The organism is Alcaligenes sp. SMD-FA, assembly GCF_025960365.1.
GTDB lineage: Bacteria > Pseudomonadota > Gammaproteobacteria > Burkholderiales > Burkholderiaceae_B > Alcaligenes > Alcaligenes aquatilis.
Genome location: NZ_CP110108.1, coordinates 2,015,189 through 2,029,609, shown reverse-complemented (window position 1 = coordinate 2,029,609; position 14,421 = coordinate 2,015,189). Strand labels below are relative to the sequence as shown.

Below are 14,421 nucleotides of genomic sequence, written 5' to 3'. Positions count from 1 at the left end.
TTAAGAAGGCCGGATTGTACGGGGGCGGGTTTGAAAACCCTTCCCTGCTCTCTTAACGCCTCTGTTTTTCTGCTTATCCATGGAAATAGCCAACACGTCGCCCTCAACAGAACTGGGATCGGACGATATTGCTCAATTACTGGCCCGTTTTGATGGGCGGCAAGGCGCAAACCGTTCTATCGGTGGGCGGGCGCAGATTGAGGCGCAAACAGATATAGAGGCGTTGCGAGCCTGGTTGGCACGCTATATAGATAGCCCGCGTACCTACGCGAACTATCGCAAGGAGGCGGAGCGGCTTTTGTTGTGGGCCGTCTTGGAGCGTCGCAAGGATCTGTCCTCGCTTAGTCTGGAAGACATCCTGGCCTATCGTTTGTTTTTGGCAGACCCTCAACCAGCTCATCGTTGGGTGGTTCAAGGACGCGCCCGCCCTGCCCGTCACCATGCGGCGTGGCGGCCCTTTGCCGGGCCTTTGTCTGAAAGCAGCCGGAATCAGGCTGTACTGATCCTGAACTCTTTATTTAGCTGGCTGGTGCAGGCGGGGTATTTGGCGGGCAATCCTTTGGCCTTGTCGCATCAAGGTCGTCGACAAAAGAAAACCACTGCCTCCCAGCAGCGATATTTGAGCCGGCTGCAATGGCGTTGGGTGCAGGATTACATTCAGGCTTTGCCCGAAGATACGCAGAGCGAGTTGCGCTACAAGGCGCGTGTACGCTGGCTTTTCTCTATCCTTTATGGTGGTGCCTTGCGTATTTCCGAACTGGTTCAGGCACGTATGGCCGATGTTCAAGAACGTGCCGATGCGGGAGCGACAGCCCAGTGGTGGCTGCATATCCACGGCAAAGGCGATAAATGGCGTCGTGTGCCTTTGACGCAGGAGCTGTTTAGTGAGTTGATGCGCTATCGGCAAGCGCATGCTCTGCAGGGTGCCCCGCAGGCCTTGGAGCCCTATCCTTTATTAATGTCGGCTGGCGCCAGTGACAAACATCTGACGCGGGCCATGGCGCATGTACTGGTCAAACAGGTTTTTCAAGGCAGTGCTGACCGTTTGCGGAATTTGCATCCAGACCAGGAATCTCAGGCCCGCATTCTGGAGCAGGCTTCGGCACACTGGCTGCGCCATTCAGCAGGCTCTCATCTGGCTGATCAAGGCGTGGATTTACGCATCATCCGTGACACCCTGGGCCATGAGTCCATTGCCACGACCAATATCTATCTGCATACCGATGATGATCAACGTCACCAGGCGCTGGAGCAATCTCATAGTTTGGGTTGGAAATAAGGTGTAAGTATCTGCCCGATTCATTGCAGGAAAACTGAACTAGCTAGACGCCCTGGATCGCTCAGTAAAACAGCAATCCCAAGGCGTGGTATCTGCGAGTTCAAGCCGATTGCACCCATGTAATACGGTATCCAGAGGTACGAGCCGCCTGTTTGACACCTTGAATGTGTTTGCAAATAAGGGCTATCGCGTTTGTCTGCTGTTAGGCAGCGCTCAATATGCTACTGTTGGACGGGTTTGAATGCGCCGGGCGCCTGTTGAAGAGGCGTCCGGCTTTTCTTTATGGAGTGCGTAATGACTTACACCGTTTATCTGTCCGGCGAAATTCACACGGATTGGCGCGAGCAGATTGCCCAAGGCGCAAAGGCCGTTGGACTGGATATCACCTTTACCAGCCCGGTCACCGATCATGATGCCAGCGATGCCGCAGGCGATCACCTGGGGCCGGCCAGCGAAGGTTTTTGGCGTGATCACAAGTCTTCCAAAATCAATGCCATCCGTACCAGAGCCCTGATTGAGCAGGCGGATCTGGTCGTGGTGCGTTTTGGGGACAAGTACAAGCAGTGGAATGCTGCTTTTGATGCTGGCTTCTGTGCCGCCTTGGGCAAACCTTACGTGACCTTGCATGCCGAGGACATCATCCACCCATTGAAAGAAGTGGATGCCAGTGCGCAGGCCTGGGCGACCACACCCGAGCAGATCGTCGAGATTTTGCGCTATACGCTGAAAGCCTGATTATCAGTACAGGTCGGAGCGTGAGTGTGGCGATATTGTTTTGCCCGATAAACATGCCGCCCATCCGTGGCGGCATTTTTCTGCTCTGAGAGAGAAGAGAGAAGAAAAAACCCGTTGTTAAAACAACGGGTTTTAAAGACCTGCGGTACTACGTGTTTTGAGAAGATCTTAATCCAGCTTCACACGACGCAAACGCAAGGCATTGCTAACGACAAAGACGCTGGACAAGGCCATGGCGCCTGCGGCAAACATGGGCGAGAGCAAGGTGCCGTTAAAGGGATACAGCACACCGGCGGCAACGGGAATCAGCGCCACGTTGTAGGCAAAGGCCCAGAACAGGTTTTGACGGATATTGCGCATGGTGGCGTGGGACAAGGCAATCGCGGTGACTACGCCTTGCATGTCCCCCGACATCAAAACCACATCAGCCGCTTCAATGGCAATATCCGTGCCCGTGCCAATGGCAATCCCCACGTCGGCCACGGCCAGCGCGGGTGCGTCGTTAATCCCGTCACCGACGTAGGCCAGATGTTGATGGGTTTCGCGCAAGGCCTGGACAGCCTGGACTTTGCCTTCAGGCATGACTTCCGCCACCACTTCATCAATATTCAAGCGGCGGGCAATGGCATGGGCCGTGTGGCGGTTATCACCGGTAATCATGACTACTTTGATGCCACGGGCATGCAACTGCTCAATGGCGCGCGGGGTGGTTTCCTTGATCGGATCAGCCACAGCCAGCAAGGCAATAACCTGCTTGTTGCGAGCGGCATACATGGGCGTCTTGCCTTCCTGGGCCAGCGCTTGGGCCTGCTCCGTAAAAGCAGACAGGTCTGCACCTAATTGAGTCATCAAGCGGTCTGCACCGACATGCCATTGATCGGCTCCGATTTGAGCCGTGACGCCCAAGCCGGTCAGGGACTCGAATTGCTCGGCTTTGGGTAGCGTGACATGCTTGTCCTTGGCGGCGCTGACGATGGCTTGAGCAATCGGGTGTTCGGAGTAATTCTCCAAAGCGGCAATGGCAGCCAAAGTCTGATCCTGGTTTTCACCCGAGGCGCACACAAAATCGGTCAGCTCGGGCGCGCCTTTGGTCAAGGTGCCGGTTTTATCCACGGCCACGACTTTCACATCGCGCAGTGCTTGCAGAGAGTCCCCTTTACGAAATAGCACACCTGCCTGTGCAGCACGACCTGTTCCCACCATGATGGAGGTTGGTGTGGCCAGACCCATGGCGCAAGGGCACGCAATAATCAGCACGGCCACGGCATTGACCAGCGCAAAGCTCAGTGCGGGCGATGGGCCAAAAATCAGCCACACAATGGCGGTCAAGACGGCCAGTGTCATGACGGCAGGCACAAACCACAGCGTGATTTTGTCGACCACGGCCTGAATCGGCAGCTTGGAGCCTTGGGCCTGCTCAACCATAGAGACAATATTGGCCAGTACGGTGTCCTGCCCTACGGCGGTAGCTTCAAATTCCAGCGAACCTTTTTGGTTTACCGTACCACCGATGACCTTATCGCCCAGGGATTTGGAGACGGCAATCGATTCGCCCGTCACCATGGATTCGTCCACATAGCTTTGACCGGCCACCACATCACCGTCAACCGGAATACGCTCGCCGGGACGAACCAGGACGATATCGCCGGTATGCAGATCGGCTAAAGGCAGTTCGACTTCCTGTCCGTCACGACGTACACGGGCGGTAGGTGGTTGCAGGCTGAGCAAGCGCTGAATGGCTTCAGAAGTACGGCCTTTGGCGCGGGCCTCCATGACGCGCCCGAGCAAAATCAGGGCCACGATGACAGCGGCGGCTTCGAAGTAAACGTAAACGGATTCGGCAGGCAGCCACTGGGGAACAAAGGTTGCAACCAGCGAGAAGCTGTACGCCGCCAACGTCCCCACCGCCACCAGCGAGTTCATATCCGGGCCGCCACGCAGCAGAACAGGAATTCCTTTGGTATAGAACTCTCGCCCAGGAAATAGCAAGACCAGCGTGGTGAGAACAAACTGGATCAACCAACTATTTTGTGTGCCGATGGTGCTGGCCACCCAATGATGAAAGGCAGGCACCATATGGCCGCCCATTTCCAGAATGAAAACAGGTAAGGCCAGAACCAGAGCGAGCCAGAAACGCTTGCGCAGGGTTTCGTAGCTTTGCTCGGCGCGTTCGAACTGGTCGTTTGTGGCGGCAGCCTGAGCCAGGCTGGCGGGATAACCGGCTTTGCTTACGACCTGAATCAGGTCGGCAGTTTTTACGCCTTGCACGACCTGGACGTGGGCTTTGGCGGTAGCCAGATTGACCGAGGCTTTTTGTACACCGGGCACTTTCAGCAGGGCTTTTTCCACCCGACCTACGCAAGAAGCGCAGGTCATGTCCTGCACATCCAAAACGATGTCTTGTTGGGAAACTTTGTAACCACCCTTTTCCACTGCCTGCATAATCGCTTGGATGGGTGCAGCCCCGTCGTAGTCCACGGTGGCTTTGTTGGTGGCCAGGTTGACCTGGGCCGATTGCACTCCTGGCACTTTGCCAATAATCTTTTCAACCCGACTCACGCAGGAGGCGCAAGTCATGCCTTCTACGTCTAAAGTCAGGCGTGAGCCCTTGTTTGAAGCGCTTGTTGTCATCGAAATCACCCTTCAATGAATCGTCAATGGAGCCACTTTAGGGCTTGACCCGATGGGAAGGTCAAGACGTGATAGTAAATGCCCCCACGCTACGCCTTCGGCTTGCTGCCCCCCGAGGGAGCGTTTTTACCTTGGGGCGGCCCGGCGGTAAAAAATGCCCCCATGCTACGCCTTCGGCTTGCGCTCCACCTCGCGGCCTGCATGCTGCTCGGATTCGTCTGACGCACAGCAGTCCGCAATGGACTACTGTGTGTCCGGCTCATCCCCAAGGGAGCGTTTTTATCGGGGGCACCGTGCTTTAGGACGGCCCGGCGGTAAAAAAAACGCCTCCGAAGAGGCGTTTTAAGGGGGAAGCGACGACTAACTAGCGATTATTCAACTTAGTAAGCAACGAAGGAGCCGTTGTTGTTGTTCCAGTCGTTGGCTTGAGCTGCAACTTGATCACGGCTCAGTTCGGAGCGGGTATCAATACGTGGGTAATCGCTCATGGAACCCGCGCTAACGTAGCCTTGCTCTTGAGCGGTAGCCAGTTCCTGAACCACTTGCTGACGGCTCAAAGGAGCGTCGGTCGATTGAATCGTTGGGTAGTTCAGGTTTTCACCGGTGGCGACGTTGTTGGTGGCTGCCATGGCGGTGCCGCTCAAAGCGGTAGCACCCAGAATCAGGCTGGCGATAGTTGCGCGTGTGATGTTTTTCATTATTTACTCCAAATATCTATGGTGTGTTTTTCGGTCGTTCGCTGTGGTGTTTAGCGAATCGTTAGATGGAGTATGAGCCTTTCTAAACCTAGTAAAAACCCTTAATATTGCAAATGTATTTCCATTCATGGAACAATCCAAATGAGTACCATTATCGCCGGCCCTTTGCTCAACGACATCGCGATCTTCGTGGAAGTGGCCCGCGCTCGCCACTTTAGTCGCGCTGCCCAGGCCTTGGGAATGCCCGTCTCCACGGTGTCACGCCGTATCCGTGAACTGGAAAAAGAAGTGGGGGTGGCTTTGCTAAAACGCAGCACCCGCAATGTGGATGTGACCGATGCCGGGCAAGTGTATTTCGAGCGTTGCCTGGCCGTAGTTGAACAGGCCCGGCTGGCCCACGAGCAGTTGCTGGATGTGGCCCAAACCCCCAAAGGCCGCTTGCGCGTTTCCATGCCGGCTAGCTTCAGCATTGTGCTGATGCCGTCCATTATCCGAGGCTTCAATCAGCAGTATCCCGATATCGAGCTGGAGTTTGATTTGACGATTCGGCCTATTGATTTGCAGTCGGACAATTACGATTGCGTCATTCGCGTGGGTGCCCAGCCCGACTCCAGCGCGGTCGCCACCATGTTGGGACAGATTCGATTGGGGCTGTATGCAACCCGCAATTATCTGGATCGCAAAGGGCGGCCCAAACACCCTTCAGAGTTGGAAGGACACACGTGTATCTGCGCCCGCCCTGCTCGTGCGGATCGTATCTGGTCCCTGCGCGGCCCGAATCAAGAGCGTTATGACGCTGTTGTGGAAGGGGCTATCACTGTGAATAACGCCATCATGATGCGCAAGCTGGCTGTGCATGATTTGGGAATTACCGCCGCATCCTTGCTGGAGCGCCGTCTGGATCCGGATTGTGCGCAACTGGAGCGTGTTTTGCCTGATTGGGAGTTTGCGCCTTTCCCCATTCTGGCGCTATTGCCATCCCGCCTGATGCCACAAAAAACTCGTGTGTTTTTGAACTATTTACGCAGTGAACTGGACCGATTGATGTCGCAACCGGAGCTGGATGTCGCAGCGGCCGGTCAGGCTTATCCCTAAAAATATAAGTGCTATGGCCGTGACGCGCTATTGATCAAAACCTAACTATGCTATTTATAGACGTTTGGCCCCTTTGGCCAAAGCCATGAAGGGGGAACGTACATGAGCGCAACAATTCAAGGCTTGTTGGCAGGACTGGTGATGGGCCTGGCCTTAGGAAGTGGCAACGTGTACTCGCAAACCGTTTTGCTGGAAGCAGTCGAACAAGGCGATAGTGCCAAGGTGCGCGAAATTCTGTCAGAAAAACGAGCACGCGCCAGTGTCAGTGTCAGCGACGATCAAGGGCAAAGCCCTTTGCTACGTGCGACCTGGTTGAACCATGTGGATATTGCTGAGCAGTTGATACGCGCGGGCGCGGATGTGAACCAGACTGACTCCATTCACGACAGCCCTTATCTGGTTGCCGGTGCACAAGGCCGTTTGGAAATTCTACGCATGACTCTGAAAAATGGGGCTGATCTGCGTAGCGTGAACCGTTATGGTGGCACCGCTTTGATCCCTGCCGCTGAACATGGCTATGTCGATATCGTACGTTTGCTGCTGGCAGCGGGCGTAGACCCTAATCACGTGAATTATCTGGGTTGGACTGCCCTGCATGAGGCCATCGTGTTGTCCGATGGGGGGCCAGATCATCAGGAAGTACTGCGCTTGCTGATCAAGGCCGGGGCGGATGTGAACTTGCCGGATCGTCAGGGTGTACGACCGTTAAGTTTGGCGCGCCAACGTAGCCAAACCGAGATGGCCGAAATTCTGGAGCAGGCCGGGGCGAATCCCTAAGCCTAGTCTGTTCGTCCCTCTATTTTTTTCTTCTCATCAACAACAATAACGATTTTATGTCTTTTACTCAGACTGCGCCCGCACGGTCGGGCGCATTGGCCAGCCCAGGCTTGTGGCTGGCTTTCGTCATTTTGGTCGGGCTGAACCTGCGCCCTTTTCTGACATCCAGCGGTACTTTGGCCAGGCAGGTGGCCGAAGGCTTGGACATGCCTTTGAGCAGCCTGGCCTGGTTGACCTTGCTGCCTATGATGGTGATGGGGCTGGGGGCCTTTTGCATGCCCTCTTTGCGGCGTGTCCTGGCGCTGCGTCACGTGCTGATGACTTCTTTGCTTTTGCTGTGTCTGGGCTGCGTGTTGCGCTGGTTTGTGCCCAATGGAGCCAGCCTGATTGCCACAGCCCTGATCTGCGGTTTTGGGGTGTCTTTGTTGCAGGCTGGGATGCCCGGTTTGATCAAAGAGCAGTTTCCGCATCATATTGCTCAGGTAACCGGAATTTACTCGGCCACCCTGATGGGGGGTGGTGCTTTGGGCGCGCAGATTACGCCTTTGCTGAGTGCCTTGACGGATAGTTGGCGTATCGCCCTGGCATTCTGGGCTTTGCCCATTAGTGTGGCCTTGTGGATTGCGTGGAAAGTGGTGCCACGCCAGGAGCCGGGCGCGAATTTGTCGCCGCCCTCCTTGTCTTTGCTGGCTCGTCCCCGCACCTGGACCTTAATGGTGTGTTTTGGCCTGATCAACGGGGGTTATGCCTCCTTGGTGACTTGGCTAGCGACGTTCTACCAAGATCGAGGCTGGTCAGCGCAATCCAGCGGTAGCCTGGTGGCGGTTTTGTCGGTGGCGCAAGCGATTGCGGCGTTTGGTTTGCCCACCTTGGCGGCCAAGAACAAAGACCGCCGTATGTGGGTATGGCTGGCCCTGGCTTGCCAATGTGTTGGCTTTCTGGCCTTTACTTTTGTGCCCGATATGGCCCCATATTTATGGGCGATTATTATCGGCATCGGTCTGGGCGGTTGTTTTTCTTTGCTGCTGTTGGTGGCTCTGGACCACTTTCCGGATGCGGCTCGTGCCGGGACGTTGAGTGCCTTGATGCAAGGCGGTGGCTTTCCGATTGCGGCCCTCTTTCCCATGATCAGCGTGCAGTTGCGTGAAATGAGTAATGGCTTTCAGGCAGGCTGGATGTTGCATGCGGCAATGGCGGCATTGGTGGCCATCATGGCCTGGAGCTTTCAGCCTGCGCAATACGCCAAAAAGATGAATCGGAACGACACTCTTTAAGTCAATCTGATCATGTAGAAAAAAGCCTGGCTATTGATGCCCCCAGGCTTTTTTATCGCCTTGGGATTTTGTGGTCTAGCCGTTGACCGCAGATGCTGCGTTTGTCTTTTCCTATCAAAATGATGATCGTAGGATGGCACGGAAAATCGCAATCCTGCGCAGCCAATAAAAACGGCCATCCTTGGTTGACCGTTTCCCTGTGTGTCAACACCCTGCTTATTCTTTTGGCGCACCCGCCATGATCCAGTCCACGACTACCTGGATGTCCGCATCGGAAATGGCCGGATTTGCAGGCATGGGTAAAGGACCGTAAACCCCCTTGCTACCTTGACGAATATGCTGGGCAATCACCTCAGCATTGGCCGGATCGCCCTTGCGCATGGCAGCAATGTCTTTATAGGCAGGACCGACCACTTTCCTGTCAACAGTGTGGCAGGACAGGCAAGCGTTTCTGGTCAACACATCCTGGACCGATTCAAAACTGGCTTGGGCTGCCTGAGCACTGAAACCGGCACTGAACAAGGCTGTACAGACCAGTAGCTGCTTTACACGCATGAGGGGTATCTCCTAATTAAAAGGCTGGTGCGCCAGAACGGTGGGCGAGAAAGGTGCGTCGCACTTGTATTTTTCCGCACATAAGTGGGGCTATGTGGCATGCACATCGTGATCATACGGTTATGATAGAACAAGCTTTCATAAATTGCGGTGGGTCTTGATGCTGATCAAGCGGGTCGCTGCGCTTATTCTGTAATGTCCTAGTAGAAGTTAGTGCTTCATACTTAAACAGTTCATACACTACAAGAGGTCTTCATGCTTAATGTTCTCGTTCCTGTCGATGGCTCAGATGCTTCCACGCGCGCTTTGAAAGCAGCGGTTGACATCCTAACGGGCAAACCAGAAGCCACTTTGCACGTACTGGCTGTTCCTACACCGATCGTGTCGGGCAACGTTAAACGCTTTTTCTCGGAAGACGTGTTGCAGGCGTACTACCAGGATGAAGGCAGCAATGCGCTTTTGCCTGCGCGCTCCGTGTTGGCTGGATCGCCCTTGAAAGTCAAAGAGAGCATTATTGCCGGCAACGCCGCTCAAACTATCAAAGAATATGTAGAAAATAACCAAATCGATCACGTTGTGATGGGGACTCGCGGTCTGAGCGCCCTACCCGGCCTGGTGCTGGGTTCGGTTACAACCAAGGTGCTGAGCCTGGTGCATGTGCCCGTCACCTTGATTAAGTAATTGAGCTGATTGTTCAGTCTCGGCAGGCCGTCCTTGAGACGGCCTTTTTTATGACTGTGTTTCAATACCGCCATCACAACTACAAACGCACCCCTTATGCCAGACTCCGACTTACTCGATCACACTGCCCGTGCCTGGGACAAGCAGGCGCAAACCGAAAGCCCCTGGTCCTTGCCTGTCAGCAGCGAACAGGTTGAACAGGCCCGTCGTGGGCAATGGCAAGTGCATTTGCTGCCCTCGCCTGTTCCTGCGGATTGGCTGGGTGATATTCAAGGTAAATCCGTTTTATGCCTGGCCAGTGCCGGTGGGCAGCAAGCCCCTATTTTGGCCGCAGCCGGGGCTAAGGTAACGGTGTTTGATCTGTCTGCCGGGCAACTGGACAAAGACCGTATGGTGGCCGAGCGTGACGGCTTGTCCTTGCAGATCGAACAAGGCGATATGTGCGACTTATCGCGCTTTGCGTCCGAGAGTTTTGATCTGATCTTACACCCGGTGTCTAACCAGTATGTGCCTGATATCAGCGTGGTGTGGAAAGAATGCGCCCGCGTTTTGCGTCCAGGCGGACATTTGCTGTCCAGCTTCTTCAATCCGGCTGTGTTTATTGCCGACCGGGATCCCAGTTATGCCCAGCAGGGCTTGATCCGTCCCAAGTTCACGGTCCCTTATTCGGACTTAAGCAGCCTGGATGCCGACGCACTACAAGCCAAGCAGGCTCGCATGGAGCCCTTGATTTTTGGGCATTCCCTGGCGCAGCAGATTGGTGGGCAGTTGCAGGCAGGTTTGCATCTGGTCGATTACATCGAAGAAATGCACCCCGCCCCGCGCTTTGAGATCGAGAAATACTTGCCCAGCTTTATGGCGACACGCAGTCGCAAACCGGCTTAAGGGATCAGGGCTTGGCTTGGATGCGCAGGAGCTGGCCGTTGTTTTCGTCGGTCAGCACATAGACATCGCCATCCGACCCGACGCGTACATCCCGGATACGCTGCTTAAGGTCTTGCAACAAGCGCTCTTCTCCGACGATATGGCCGTCCTCTTCGTCAAATTGCAGACGAATCAAGGCTTGCTCTTTCAGGGCCCCAACAAACAGGCTGTGCTGCCAGTCCGGGACGCGCTCGTCGTTATAGAAAGCCATACCGCTGATAGCAGGCGACACTGACCAGTAGTGGAAGGGTTCGATCAGGCCCTCAATCAGTGTGGTACTGGCGTTGGGAATGGGTTTGCCATCATAGCCTTGACCCTTGGTACGCAAAGGCCAGCCATAATTGGCGCCCGATTGAATGCGGTTCAGCTCATCGCCGCCTTGCGGGCCATGTTCAGCGACCCAGAGTTCATTTGTCCAGGGGTTCCAGGCCATGCCCTGCGGGTTACGGTGGCCGTAGCTCCAGATCTCCGCCCTGGCACCGCGCAGACTGCGAAAGGGGTTGTCGCGTGGGACCATGCCATCCGGACGGATACGTACGACTTTGCCTTGCAGATGATCCAGTTGCTGGGAGGTTGCGGGCTGGTTGTTCTCGCCCAAGGCAATGTACAGGTCTCGTCCACCCGGATCAAAGGCCATGCGCACGCCATAGTGCTGCCCGGTGGACAAGGCGGGTTCCTGGCGGAAAATCGGACGGAAGGCATCGATACGTTTCAGGTCCGAAGACAGCACGCCATAGCCTACGGTGGTGGCCGAGTGTTGCTTGTCGCGCCGCTCTGCATAAGCCAGATAAATCCGGCGGCTGCGGAAAAAATCCGGGGCCAGAGCCACATCCAGTAAACCGCCCTGAGAGTGCGCGTGGACTTTGGGCACACCGGTTATGGGTTCAGACAAGCCGTTTTCTTTGGTCCAAATGCGCAGGCGGCCTGGGCGTTCGGTAAGGAGAATTCCGGCGTTATTGGGCAAAAAAACCATGGCCCAAGGGTGTTCCAGTCCGCTGGCCAGGATTTCAACCGAGACAGCCGGCCCGCTGATAACAGGAACAGGTTCAGATTGTGCCCGGGCCGGCGTCGGCGCAATGGCGGCAGCCATGCCCAGCACGGTGGCAGCAAACGCCGAGGACAAGCCGAGAATTTTCTTTATACGCATAGGGCAGTGAAAGGCAGCTAGTTGGGGTGAAACACTCCCCTACTCTTTCATAGAGACACAGGGCCGTCTTCTTAGGTGTTCGCTCCCTTGATGGAGCGAACACGGTCAAGCATAACCGAGGCTGGGGTTTAGCCCGGGTGAGTCATATCCAACGGCACAATCCACTGATCGTACTGCTCGTTAGTCAGGTAGCCCGATTTCAGGGCGGATTCACGTAAGGTCAGGCCCTCTTTATGGGCGGTCTTGGCAATGTAGGCGGCCTTGTCGTAACCGATGTGGCGGTTCAAGGCGGTAACCAGCATCAGGTTCTGATCCAGATTGTGCTGGATTTTCTCCATGACAGGTTCCAGACCCTGGGCGCAATGCTCATCAAAGGCTAGGCACGCATCGCTGATCAAGGCAATGCTCTCCAGGACGTTATGCACCATCACCGGTTTGTAGACGTTCAGCTGGAAGTTGCCTTGGCTGCCGGCAAAGCCGACAGCAGCGTCGTTACCGTAGACCTGCACGGCTACCATGGTCAGAGCTTCGCACTGAGTCGGGTTGACCTTGCCGGGCATGATGGAGGAACCGGGCTCGTTCTCGGGGATTTGCAGTTCGCCAATCCCGCAGCGAGGACCGCTGGCCAGCCAGCGCACGTCGTTAGCCATCTTCATCAAGGCACCGGCCAGGGTACGCAGGGAGGCGGACAGGTTCACCAGCGCATCGTGGGCCGACAGTGCGAAGAACTTGTTTTCGGCAGCCTGGAATGGCAGACCTGTGATCTTGGCAATATGGGCCGCTGTACGCTCGCCAAACTGCGGATGGGCATTCAGACCTGTACCCACGGCAGTGCCGCCAATCGCCAGTTGGTAAATGCCGTCCAGTGCCTTGTCCACGGTTTGCAGGCCGAAATCAATCTGCGCAACCCAGGCACCAATTTCCTGACCCAGCGTGATGGGCGTGGCATCTTGCAAGTGGGTACGGCCAGTTTTCACAATATTGTTGAATTGCTTGGCTTTGGCGGCCAGGGTGTCGCGCAACTGGCCCACGTCTTTACGCAGGCGGCGCTGACATTCCAGACCCACTGCGATGTACATGGCAGTCGGGAACGTGTCGTTAGACGACTGGCCGCGATTTACGTGGTCATTCGGGTGGACGGGCTTTTTGCTGCCCTTCTCGCCACCGGCCAGCTCAATGGCGCGGTTGGAGATCACCTCGTTCACGTTCATATTGCTTTGCGTGCCAGAGCCGGTCTGGAACACTACCAGCGGGAATTCGGTGTCCCACTGGCCTGCAATCACTTCATCAGCCGCTTTGACAATCAACTGGGCTAGCTCGTCGGGCAATTCGCCCAGTTCCTGGTTGGCCAGGGCCGTGGATTTTTTCAGGATGCCCAGCGACTCGATCATGCTGCGGCCCCACTGGAAGCGGTCGCGACCAATCGGGAAGTTCAGAATCGAGCGCTGTGTCTGTGCGCCCCAATAGTGGTCGGCGGGAACCTCAATGGTTCCCATGGAATCCTGTTCAATACGTGTCGTACTCATCATGGCTCCTGTAAGAATTCGGAAGACAGTTCAGTTTGGAAATGGGGTGTTCACGGCTGGCGCAAAAAGCGCGCAGCCCACACACAGGCAATATCGAGCATGCGGTTGGAAAACCCCCATTCGTTATCAAACCAGACCAGCATATTGACCAGCCCGTCCCCATTGGTTCGGGTTTGTGATCCGTCCACCACGGCAGAGTGTGGATTGTGATTGAAGTCGATCGAGGCATGGGCCTGATCGGAGTAGTCAAGAATACCAGGCCATTGCTGTGCCGCTTTCTGAAACAGCTGGTTAATTTCGTCCCGGCTAGTGTCGCGCTCCAGATTGACCATCAGATCAATGGCCGACACGTTCAAGATGGGCACACGTATGGACTTGGCCTGAACCTTGCCTTTTAGCTGCGGCAAAAGACGTTCTACGCCGCTCGCCAATCCGGTAGAGACGGGAATCATGGATTGCAAGGCGGAACGGGTACGGGCCAGATCGCTGCTGTGGTAGCCGTCGATCATGGGCTGATCGTTCATCACCGAGTGCAGCGTGCTTAAAAAGGCGTGGCGTATGCCAAAGGTTTTATCCAGTTCAGCCAGAACCGGGATGATGGCATTGGTGGTGCAGGACGCATTGGAGACAATCCGCTCGTCGCCCTGCAACTGCTCATGGTTAATGCCCAGCACGGTGGTGAAATCCACATCCTGGGCGCTATTGCCAGGGTTTGATACCAGCACACGCGGGCAACCGGCGTCCAGGAACTGTTGCAGCTCGGCGCGGCTGCCAAAGGCGCCACTGCACTCGATCAGCATGTCCAGATTCAGCGCCGCCCAGTCTATGGCTTTGGGGTCGGTTTCATGCAGAACCCGTATGGCTTTGCCACCCACAATCAGTTCGTGTTCGTTGTGCTCTACCTGGGCCGGGAATACGCCATGAGTCGAATCAAAGCGCGTCAGGTAAGCCATGGTGGCTATCGTGGCGGGCTCGTTGATAACCACCACATCAAACGCCTGACGTTGTGGGGATTCGTAAATGGCGCGCAGCAAGCAACGGCCTATGCGGCCATAGCCATTGATCGCGATGCGGATGGGACGAGGTAGCGGCATGATCA

At 55.6% G+C, this 14,421-nt stretch carries 13 protein-coding genes; 7 read left to right on the top strand and 6 right to left on the bottom strand.

The features are described from left to right. Positions 1 to 79: 79 nt before the first annotated feature. Together OKX01_RS09370 and OKX01_RS09365 are read left to right on the top strand one after the other, a co-directional pair. Complete coding sequence (locus tag OKX01_RS09370; protein ID WP_264672843.1) at positions 80 to 1,279, top strand: tyrosine-type recombinase/integrase; 1,200 nt, start codon at positions 80 to 82, stop codon at positions 1,277 to 1,279. A gap of 294 nt (positions 1,280 to 1,573) precedes the next feature. Beyond that, positions 1,574 to 2,014: a YtoQ family protein gene (locus OKX01_RS09365; protein ID WP_264672842.1), complete on the top strand. Its 441-nt coding sequence runs from the start codon at positions 1,574 to 1,576 to the stop codon at positions 2,012 to 2,014. Positions 2,015 to 2,182: 168 nt separating this feature from the next. On the opposite strand, the gene OKX01_RS09360 is transcribed toward OKX01_RS09365, so the two are convergent. Together OKX01_RS09360 and OKX01_RS09355 are read right to left on the bottom strand one after the other, a co-directional pair. Further along, positions 2,183 to 4,645: a heavy metal translocating P-type ATPase gene (locus tag OKX01_RS09360; protein ID WP_264672841.1), complete on the bottom strand. Its 2,463-nt coding sequence runs from the start codon at positions 4,643 to 4,645 to the stop codon at positions 2,183 to 2,185. A 380-nt stretch (positions 4,646 to 5,025) separates the two neighbouring features. Further along, positions 5,026 to 5,343: a DUF4148 domain-containing protein gene (locus OKX01_RS09355; protein ID WP_094196710.1), complete on the bottom strand. Its 318-nt coding sequence runs from the start codon at positions 5,341 to 5,343 to the stop codon at positions 5,026 to 5,028. Between the two features lie 141 nt (positions 5,344 to 5,484). Between OKX01_RS09355 and OKX01_RS09350 the strand changes: the two genes are divergently transcribed. From OKX01_RS09350 to OKX01_RS09340, 3 genes are all read left to right on the top strand, one after another. Beyond that, positions 5,485 to 6,438, top strand: coding sequence for a LysR family transcriptional regulator (locus OKX01_RS09350; RefSeq protein WP_094196709.1), 954 nt, complete (start codon positions 5,485 to 5,487; stop codon positions 6,436 to 6,438). A 102-nt stretch (positions 6,439 to 6,540) separates the two neighbouring features. Beyond that, positions 6,541 to 7,215, top strand: coding sequence for an ankyrin repeat domain-containing protein (locus OKX01_RS09345; protein WP_094196708.1), 675 nt, complete (start codon positions 6,541 to 6,543; stop codon positions 7,213 to 7,215). A gap of 56 nt (positions 7,216 to 7,271) precedes the next feature. Then, on the top strand, positions 7,272 to 8,489 hold the full coding sequence (locus OKX01_RS09340) for a cyanate transporter (RefSeq protein WP_264672840.1): 1,218 nt from the start codon (positions 7,272 to 7,274) through the stop codon (positions 8,487 to 8,489). 216 nt (positions 8,490 to 8,705) lie between these two features. Here the strand turns inward: OKX01_RS09340 and OKX01_RS09335 are convergent, their stop codons facing one another. Then, a complete protein-coding gene (locus OKX01_RS09335; protein ID WP_264672839.1) occupies positions 8,706 to 9,044 on the bottom strand; it encodes a c-type cytochrome in 339 nt (112 codons plus the stop codon). A gap of 255 nt (positions 9,045 to 9,299) precedes the next feature. Between OKX01_RS09335 and OKX01_RS09330 the strand changes: the two genes are divergently transcribed. After that, a complete protein-coding gene (locus tag OKX01_RS09330) occupies positions 9,300 to 9,725 on the top strand; it encodes a universal stress protein (protein WP_094196705.1) in 426 nt (141 codons plus the stop codon). Positions 9,726 to 9,821: 96 nt separating this feature from the next. After that, a complete protein-coding gene (locus tag OKX01_RS09325; RefSeq protein WP_230018168.1) occupies positions 9,822 to 10,610 on the top strand; it encodes a class I SAM-dependent methyltransferase in 789 nt (262 codons plus the stop codon). Positions 10,611 to 10,614: 4 nt separating this feature from the next. Here OKX01_RS09325 and OKX01_RS09320 read toward each other — a convergent pair whose 3' ends face one another. From OKX01_RS09320 to OKX01_RS09310, 3 genes are all read right to left on the bottom strand, one after another. Next, positions 10,615 to 11,796, bottom strand: coding sequence for a PQQ-dependent sugar dehydrogenase (locus OKX01_RS09320; RefSeq protein ID WP_264672838.1), 1,182 nt, complete (start codon positions 11,794 to 11,796; stop codon positions 10,615 to 10,617). A gap of 128 nt (positions 11,797 to 11,924) precedes the next feature. Further along, the gene (fumC, locus tag OKX01_RS09315) at positions 11,925 to 13,322 is read right to left on the bottom strand and encodes a class II fumarate hydratase (RefSeq protein ID WP_125276831.1); all 1,398 of its coding nucleotides are present in this window, start codon (positions 13,320 to 13,322) and stop codon (positions 11,925 to 11,927) included. A gap of 50 nt (positions 13,323 to 13,372) precedes the next feature. Next, entirely contained in the window at positions 13,373 to 14,416 is a 1,044-nt protein-coding gene (locus tag OKX01_RS09310) for a type I glyceraldehyde-3-phosphate dehydrogenase (RefSeq protein ID WP_108727491.1), read from the bottom strand. Positions 14,417 to 14,421: the final 5 nt, after the last annotated feature.